The following is a 7,655-nucleotide window of genomic DNA, read 5'->3' as shown; positions in this document are numbered from 1 at the left end:
TTCGAACCCCTGGCTGAATCGGTCCGCTCCGGGACCCATCCCCCTTGCCTGAAACCAATCCTTGAATCCCGAGAGCCCTTATTTGTCGAATCACCCGGCCCTGCTTGCAATGGATGTCCACTGGAGAGCACCTATTCCGCCAGGGGCGTGGCGATCGCCCGGATTGATTACGGGGAGAGCCTATACGGTGTACTGGCATTATCCGGCCCCGTAGAAACCATGAAGGATCAGGATATCCGCAGCCTTTCCGGAGAAATCGCCGCCGACCTGGGAGTAGCTCTTTACCGCCTCGAACTGGAGGCCGCCAATCGGGAGGTCCAATCAGCTCTGGAGAGGCTGGCCACCGCCATGGATCAAGCCACCGAGTGATCGGAAAGGATGAGAAAATCCTGTACGTCAACAGCGCTTTTGAAGACCTTTTCCACCTTCCGGCCGGGTCCCTCCATAAGGGCAATCTTGGACAAGTGGTGGATCTACCTGGGAACGAAGTCCTGGGGAAGATTCTGAGGGAAGCGATCCGGAGCGGCAAGGGATGGTCGGGCCGCTTCACCGTCAGGATGAGAAAGGGAGAGACCAAGGTCTTCGGGGGCACCGTTTCACCGGTGGGAGGCTACGGCGGGGAGATGACCGGGATAACCGTGATCCTCAACGACGTTACCCGGATGAGCGAAATGGAACTTCAGGTTCAGCAGGCCGAGAAGATGGAATCCGTCGGTCGGCTGACCGGGGGGGTGGCCCACGACTTCAACAACCTCCTCTCACCCATTATAGGTTACGCCGAAATGGCCTTGGACAAGTTGCCCCCGGCCCACTCCATCGCTCAGGACCTCAAGGAGATCATCTCTTCCGCGAAACGGGCCGCCTCCCTTACGCGACAACTCCTCGCATTCAGCCGAAAACAGGTCCTCTCTCCCTCCCAGTTGGATCTGAATGAGGAAATCCGTGAGATGCTGAAGATGCTGGGACGCCTGATCGGGGAAGATGTTCATATCGTAACCAACCTCAGGTCCGATCTGCCTGCGATCTATGCAGACGCAGTCCAAATTCATCAGATTCTCCTGAACCTGGCCATCAATGCCCGCGATGCCATGCCCGACGGCGGCACCTTGACTATCGAAACCGATCGGTTCGAACTTGATCAGTCTTTTGTAGCAAAACATCCCGGCGCCCGCCCCGGTGACTATGTCTTGCTGCGGTTTCAGGACACCGGTTGCGGAATGTCCAGGGAGGTCCTGGACAAAATCTTCGAGCCCTTTTTCAGCACCGCGGAAAAGGCACTGGTCTTGGACTTTCAACCGTTTACGGTATCGTCAAACAGCACGGTGGACATATTTACGCCGATAGCCGTCCCGGCGAAGGAGCGGTCTTCAGCCTGTACTTTCCTGTCTTCGAGGGTGAAGATTCGGACCAACGTTCCCCTGTTGAAACGGGGGGAGATGTAGCCCACGGCTCGGAAGCGGTGTTGGTGGTGGAAGACGATCCGGGGGTCCGCCAGTTGGTCTGTCGCATTCTCCGGATCCATGGCTATGCTGTGGAGTCCTCGAACGACCCCGTGGAGGCGGTGGCAATCGCCCGGCGGCGAGAAGACCCCATCCACTTACTGATTACCGACGTGGTGATGCCCCAGATCGACGGACGGGAGCTGGCCAGGCAGATTTCAGAAATCCATCCCGGTGTCAGGGTGCTTTTCATGTCCGGCTATACCCATGACATCATAGCGCGGCGGGGCGTACTCAAAAAGGGTCTCCATCTTATCGAGAAACCCTTCACTGTCAACGAGTTGTTGCAAAAAGTAAGAGAGGTCCTGGACAAAAACTCTTAGAAAAATCTGCTCTCTCTTACCCAAGAGGGTGAACCTGCAAGCCCCTGACCTTAAGGATTTCATCAAAAGAGAAGAGACTCTTCATGGGAATTTGTGAGTTTTAAATGTCCGCACCACCGGTAAAGGGCCATGGGGAGCTTTTCTCGGGTGACTACAGTAAGAGCCGAGAATCTCCTACCTCTAACTTCCTGAAAAGATCCAGGGTGCGGTTCAGTTTGAAAAATCGGAGAAGAGGCGGTCCTGGATTTTTGATAAACAACTTCCCTTCTTCAGACTGTTTCCTCATGAGATCCATCAGGAAGCAGACTATGCGGGGATCAAAACGGCGGACCATGCGAAAATCAATGATAAAGGTGGAACTCCCATCCATAAACTCATTTAAGAACTTCTCTTTTAAGAACTTCAAATCCCGCATGGTCAAGGGGTTGGGGAGAACAACCAGCGTCCTTCCGGGATCCTCCCGTTGAATTCTCATTGGGGATATTCCACGGGTGGGAATCCGGTTTCGCGCCTTGAGGCACAGACAATAGAGAATCAGGGGACAAAGGGCCGGAACGAACTGGAAAAAATCGGCGAGATAACGTTTCCAGAGGCGCCCGGGCTCCTGGAAAAGCCGGTAGAGCCATTCCAGGCCCACATCCTGGACCCATCCCGGCGCCCGCAAGACCCTTCCCGAAATAAATGCAAAGGTACCCCCTACTCCAATGGATACCGGCACCTTCAGCCTCTCCCGGTTTCTGTGAAACCAGATCTCCTGCTTGGGGTTACCCATAGCGATAAGGAGGATATCCGGGCGTGAACGGTTTATCCGCTCTATAATCGACCGATCGGCCTCTTCCTTCCTGATCCCGCATCCCTTTTCAAGATCCACACGGGGGGCATCTGTGCCGGCGATCACCAAACCGGGACACCTTTCCTTGAGGACCGCTGCGGCCTCCTTTGCAGTATTCCCGCCTCCCCCGAGGAAATAGAGGGACTTGCCCCGCCTGGCGGCCTCCTCCGCCAACCTGGGGACCAGATCCGCCCCGGTCACCCGTTCCTTCAGGGGGAACCCCAGCAACCTGCTGGCCCAAATAACGGGCATACCGTCCGCCGTGACGATGTCGGCCCTCCTGAGAATATCCAGGAGTTCGGTCCCCCGGCCAACCTTTGACTGGCGCTTGAAGGCGTTCACGATGAAATTCACGTTCACTGTGGCAATCTGCCTCGCACGCCGATCACTTTTCCACGCCTCAACCATGGCGAAAACGCCTTCAATGGCTTCCTCCATGGAAAGGCTGTCGATGGGTATCCCCAATATCACGACAGTTTCACTTGGCATGGGGGTTGTTTCCTTAGAAAAAATAATGAAAAAAGGAGACGAGTACGGCAACAGGACAAAGGCTTCATACCACAGGAGCAGACAAAAAGGCAACCGGACCGAAGATCGAGAATCCGTTGTTCGGGTCCGTTCAGGGAAACACCGTCAATATCCTCTGGCCTCCCTTTCAGCCGAGCGGATGCGTGAGGTGCCTTACCAGGCATCCAGCCTTTCCCGAGACTCCTTATGAAGGGGAATTCAGGTCAATGGACTTCACCACCCAGATCGCCCAGGAGGACTTCATCTTGAAGAACGGGTGGAGCAAGGTCTTCAAGAAAAAGGATTGGTTGCTTTACAAGGTCGTTCTGAAACGCCTCAAATAGAGGTCGAAAAAAATCATAACCCGGGATCACGAGCTCTCCCCCCGTTCCAGAGACGAAGAGGCAGCGATTCCTCAGGGAATTATTGAAGCCTTGTTGTATATCCGGCGGGAATTTGACGATTCAGGCCCGCCGGAAGCGCCAAAATTCCGACCTCTTTTCCCTCGGAATTCTCCGTCATTCATCACGCCTCCCCGTACAAAGGACCTTTTCTACTTCCCTCCAAGAGGATAAATTTCTTTCCGATTCTCGATACGATCCGTCCCGTTCCGATTCCACTCCGTGTACTTGAAGTCCCTCTCCCGTTCTGCTGAAGCCCCCCCTTTCCAGGCCCACATGAATTGGCTTAAATTTTGCAAAAATTCAGGAGGAGATTGAACGGGATTTCCCGGTCTATCGTCCCGTTCCATCGAGTCGCGAGTATTCGATCAAAAGGGAAGACCTCCCGGGTAAGGGCGGCCTCTATAATGGTGAGCTGATCATACCGGCCGCCTTAAGAGGACACCCTGAGGAGGGAGGAATCCCAGGGTTTTTCACAGCTTCTCCAACAATACACATGCATCCAGACTGTTTCATCGGGGCTTGAAACCGGGGCATTAACTGCGGAGAGGGGTGAGTTTGCTCTCTTTGAATGCACTCAGGAGGATTGAACCTGAATTTAGCGATTTCCGGGTTTTCAGGAGATGCAAGGCGCGCCCGGGTAGTGGCTGTGAACAGCCTGGATTTTCACCGTTAGGCAATGGATAGATATGTCCGACCCCGCTAGAGAGAGATATGCAATGAGCTTTTCTCCCAGAATCCTCGTCGTAGACGATGAACCTGCGATGTGCAGCAGTCTGAGGTTTCTTCTTGAGCGGAACCAATACGAGGTCGTAACCTGCCTGACCGGCCATGACGCCATAGCATTGCTCTTAAAGGAAAACTTTGACATCGTCATCCTGGATATCGGCCTCCCGGACATGGACGGCTACCAGGTGCTGGATTGCGTGAGGGAGAAAAACCCGGATACTTCGGTCATCATAATCACCGGCAACGCCTCAGTCGAATCGGCCCTGGCCGCCCTAAGGAGGGGTGCTTACGATTATCTCAAAAAGCCCTTTGAAAGCGAACAACTCTTTCAGACGATCAAGAACGCCCTGGACAGACAAGAACTGAAAAGACGGAGAAGGGAGGCGGAAAAGGCCCTGAATGAGAGCGAGGAACGATTCCGCCAACTGGTGGAAAGCTCCCTTACCGGTATTTCCATCATTCAGGACAATCGGATCGTTTATCAAAATCCGGCCCAAAAGACCATTTTCTGGCCCCTCTCCAAATCATCCAAGATCAGGGACATGGGATTCATCCACCCCGAGGATGCGGAAAGGGTAAAAAGATCTTACCTCAGTCTCCTTTCCGGAGAAGTCCAGGCCCTGGAGATGGACTTCAGGTTCTATCCTACGAACGGGAAAGGGAGTAATGGGGGCATGCGATGGGTACAGTGCCGGGCCAATCGCATCAAGTATCAGGGCAAGGATTCCATCCTGCTCAACACCATGGATATCACAAGAAGCAAGGAACTGGAACGTCTGGTCATAATCAAGAACAAGATGGATTCCCTGGGACGGGTCGCCGCCGGTATCGCCCATGAGATAAGAAACCCTCTCTCCGGCATCAACTCCTATGTGTTCACTTTAAAGGAAATCATAGACTCGGAAACTCTGGGGCCCGAATCCATCGAAAAGATGAGGGAGATAATCCAAAAAATCCAGGCCGGGTCCAACAAGATCGGCCTGGTGATCCATAGGGTCATGGATTTTTCCAAGCACAGCGCACCAAGAAAAATCCTTATGGATATCAATGGGATCTTGATGGATTCCCTTTCCCTGTCCGCTGCAACCATGCGGAAAAAAGGCATCAAGCTGGAAACGGCGTTATTCCCGGGGATCCCGCGTTGTTACGCGGACCCACACCTCATGGAACAGGTGATCCTGAACCTCCTGAACAACGCCATAGGGGCCCTGGAGGAGACAGCGGAATTCAAACGAATCAAGGTTACCTCCGGTGCCGATGATGAAAGGGTCTGCCTCACCGTTTCAGATTCAGGCCCCGGGGTACCCGTGGAATTGAGAGAAAGGGTGTTCGACCCCTTCTTCACCACAAAAAACAACGGATCCGGTATCGGCCTGAATATCGTCCAGCGGATTGTCTTCGATCACGATGGCGTCATAAAGGTGGGCACCAGTGAATGGGGGGGTGCGGAATTCAGGATTGAACTCCCCATCAGCAGGCAAGGACAAAGGAATGGAAAAGTATACGATTTACATTGTGGATGATGAAGCCGTAGCCAGGGACGGTATGGCCCTGGCCCTTGAAAAGAGGTATCGGGTGAGGGCCTTCTCCACCGCGGAGGCCGCCCTGGAATCACTCCCTGACGACATGCCTGAACTGGTCCTTCTCGATATCGGGCTTCCGGGCATGAGCGGCATAGAAGCCCTTGAAAAGATAAAAGAGAGGATCCCCGATACCGTCGTAATCATGATCACGGCCTATGAAGACGTCCAGACCGTTGTTTCCGCCATGAAGCTGGGCGCTTATGACTACGCGGTCAAACCCATTCAGATGGACGCACTCCTGGTAAGCGTTCGAAACGCCCTGGAGACCGTAACAATGCGAAAAGAAATCCAGGGGCTTCACGAAAGGTTCTTACGGGAGCATCTCCCCTGCCTTGTAGGGGAAAGCAACGCCATTCAAAACATCATGGATGTCGTTTCAAAGGTGGCGCGAAGTCCTGACACGCCGATACTCATCCTGGGTGAGACGGGGACGGGGAAGGAATTGATCGCAAACGCCATCCATTACAGAAGCCCGAATTTCAAGGGACCCATGATCAGCGTCAATTGCGCATCCATTCCCAGGGACCTGATCGAAAGCGAATTGTTCGGGTACGAAAAGGGGGCCTTCAGCGGAGCGAACTCATCGGGCAAGAAAGGATTGATAGAGAAAGCCGATAACGGCACCCTATTCCTGGACGAAGTAGGAGACCTGAGCATGGAGGCCCAGGCCAAGCTCCTTCGATTCCTGGAACAGGGGGAATATTACAGGGTGGGCGGGACCAGAAAGCGCCGTGTCCGGACAAGGATAGTATCCGCCACCAATAAGAACCTGCGGGAAATGCTCAACAAAGGACGCTTCAGGCATGATCTTTATTACAGGATCGCGGTGATCAGCATCGAGGTTCCCTCTTTGAACGACAGGCGGGACGATATCCTCCCAATCGCCAAGCACTTCCTCCGGGAGTTCAGCAGCAAACTGGAAAAATCCATCACCGGGTTTACAGAGGAGGCGGAAAGGGCCCTGTATAGCTTCCATTACAAGGGCAACGTCAGGGAACTTAAGAATATCATAGAAAGAAGTGTCCTGTTCTCTGAAGGTCCTGTAATAGGATGTGAAGACCTGTGTCTTGAAGGAACCATGACAAAAGCTCGGGCGGAAACTGCACCAAGATCACTCTGCTTTCCTCCCTTGTCAACGAAAGGGATCGATTTCCCAGCCATCGTGCGAAATCTGGAGAAGCACTATTTCACCGAGGCCCTGAACCTTACAAAGGGAAACGAGTGCAAGGCCGCCCAACTCCTGGGGCTCACACGGGACACATTCCGTTACAGAAGGGCCAAGCTGCACCAGGCCGCCTAGGAAGGCCGTCCCGCCCACCTTTACCCATATACCCGGTAGACGGGCGGGGAGTCGCCCTGGAGAAACAGAAGAGATGCACTTCAATCCTGACTTTTAAAACGGGGCCGGAATCGCGTCCTCCGCATTCCCGTCCTGAGGCATATCCCACAACTTCAGAGGGGTATTTCCCACAACCCCTCTATGCCCAAATCGAAGCCGCCGATCATTTCAAACGCATCCTACCGTAAATACTACCATTTTTAACTCTGCCTCATTTTGGCACACTCCATGCTTAATGAGGTCTACAAGCAGTAGAATAAAATCAATCCTACCCCGGAAAAGATCGAAATCACGCAAGAGGATGGGAAGCCCTCTCTTCCCGGTCTACTCGGCTTATTCCAGCCGAGTAAGAGAGGGCTGTACCAAAAAATGGAAGAACATCTGAAACCTGCGTGAACAACGGTCTACAGGAGATTCTACTGGCACCAACAGAAGTTCTAAA

Annotated in this window: 4 protein-coding genes and 2 pseudogenes; 5 read left to right on the top strand and 1 reads right to left on the bottom strand. The window is 53.5% G+C overall.

Annotation, left to right across the window (positions count from 1 at the left end):
* The first annotated feature begins 182 nt into the window (after positions 1–182).
* The 3 genes and pseudogenes from JRF57_15705 (at position 183) to JRF57_15695 (ending at position 1,822) form a co-directional block, all read left to right on the top strand.
* Positions 183–677: pseudogene (locus JRF57_15705) on the top strand (PAS domain-containing protein).
* 105 nt (positions 678–782) lie between these two features.
* Positions 783–1,262 (top strand): annotated as a pseudogene (locus tag JRF57_15700) (hypothetical protein).
* The gene (locus JRF57_15695) at positions 1,211–1,822 is read left to right on the top strand and encodes a response regulator (protein ID MBW2305144.1); all 612 of its coding nucleotides are present in this window, start codon (positions 1,211–1,213) and stop codon (positions 1,820–1,822) included. The pseudogene JRF57_15700 and the gene JRF57_15695 overlap by 52 nt, the downstream one beginning before the upstream one ends.
* A gap of 151 nt (positions 1,823–1,973) precedes the next feature.
* Here the strand turns inward: JRF57_15695 and JRF57_15690 are convergent, their stop codons facing one another.
* Positions 1,974–3,143: a WecB/TagA/CpsF family glycosyltransferase gene (locus JRF57_15690; protein ID MBW2305143.1), complete on the bottom strand. Its 1,170-nt coding sequence runs from the start codon at positions 3,141–3,143 to the stop codon at positions 1,974–1,976.
* 1,138 nt (positions 3,144–4,281) lie between these two features.
* On the opposite strand from JRF57_15690, the gene JRF57_15685 reads away from it, so the two are divergent.
* Positions 4,282–5,814 carry a response regulator gene (locus tag JRF57_15685; GenBank protein ID MBW2305142.1) on the top strand — a complete coding sequence of 511 codons (1,533 nt, stop codon included), beginning with the start codon at positions 4,282–4,284 and terminating at the stop codon, positions 5,812–5,814.
* Positions 5,783–7,174: a sigma-54-dependent Fis family transcriptional regulator gene (locus JRF57_15680; GenBank protein MBW2305141.1), complete on the top strand. Its 1,392-nt coding sequence runs from the start codon at positions 5,783–5,785 to the stop codon at positions 7,172–7,174. The genes JRF57_15685 and JRF57_15680 overlap by 32 nt, the downstream gene beginning before the upstream one ends.
* Positions 7,175–7,655 lie beyond the last annotated feature (481 nt).

This window comes from Deltaproteobacteria bacterium, from assembly GCA_019310525.1.
Taxonomy (GTDB): domain Bacteria; phylum Desulfobacterota; class DSM-4660; order Desulfatiglandales; family HGW-15; genus JAFDEE01.
The sequence above is the reverse complement of the archived record's forward strand: the minus strand, read 5'-3'. Positions and strand labels throughout refer to the sequence as shown.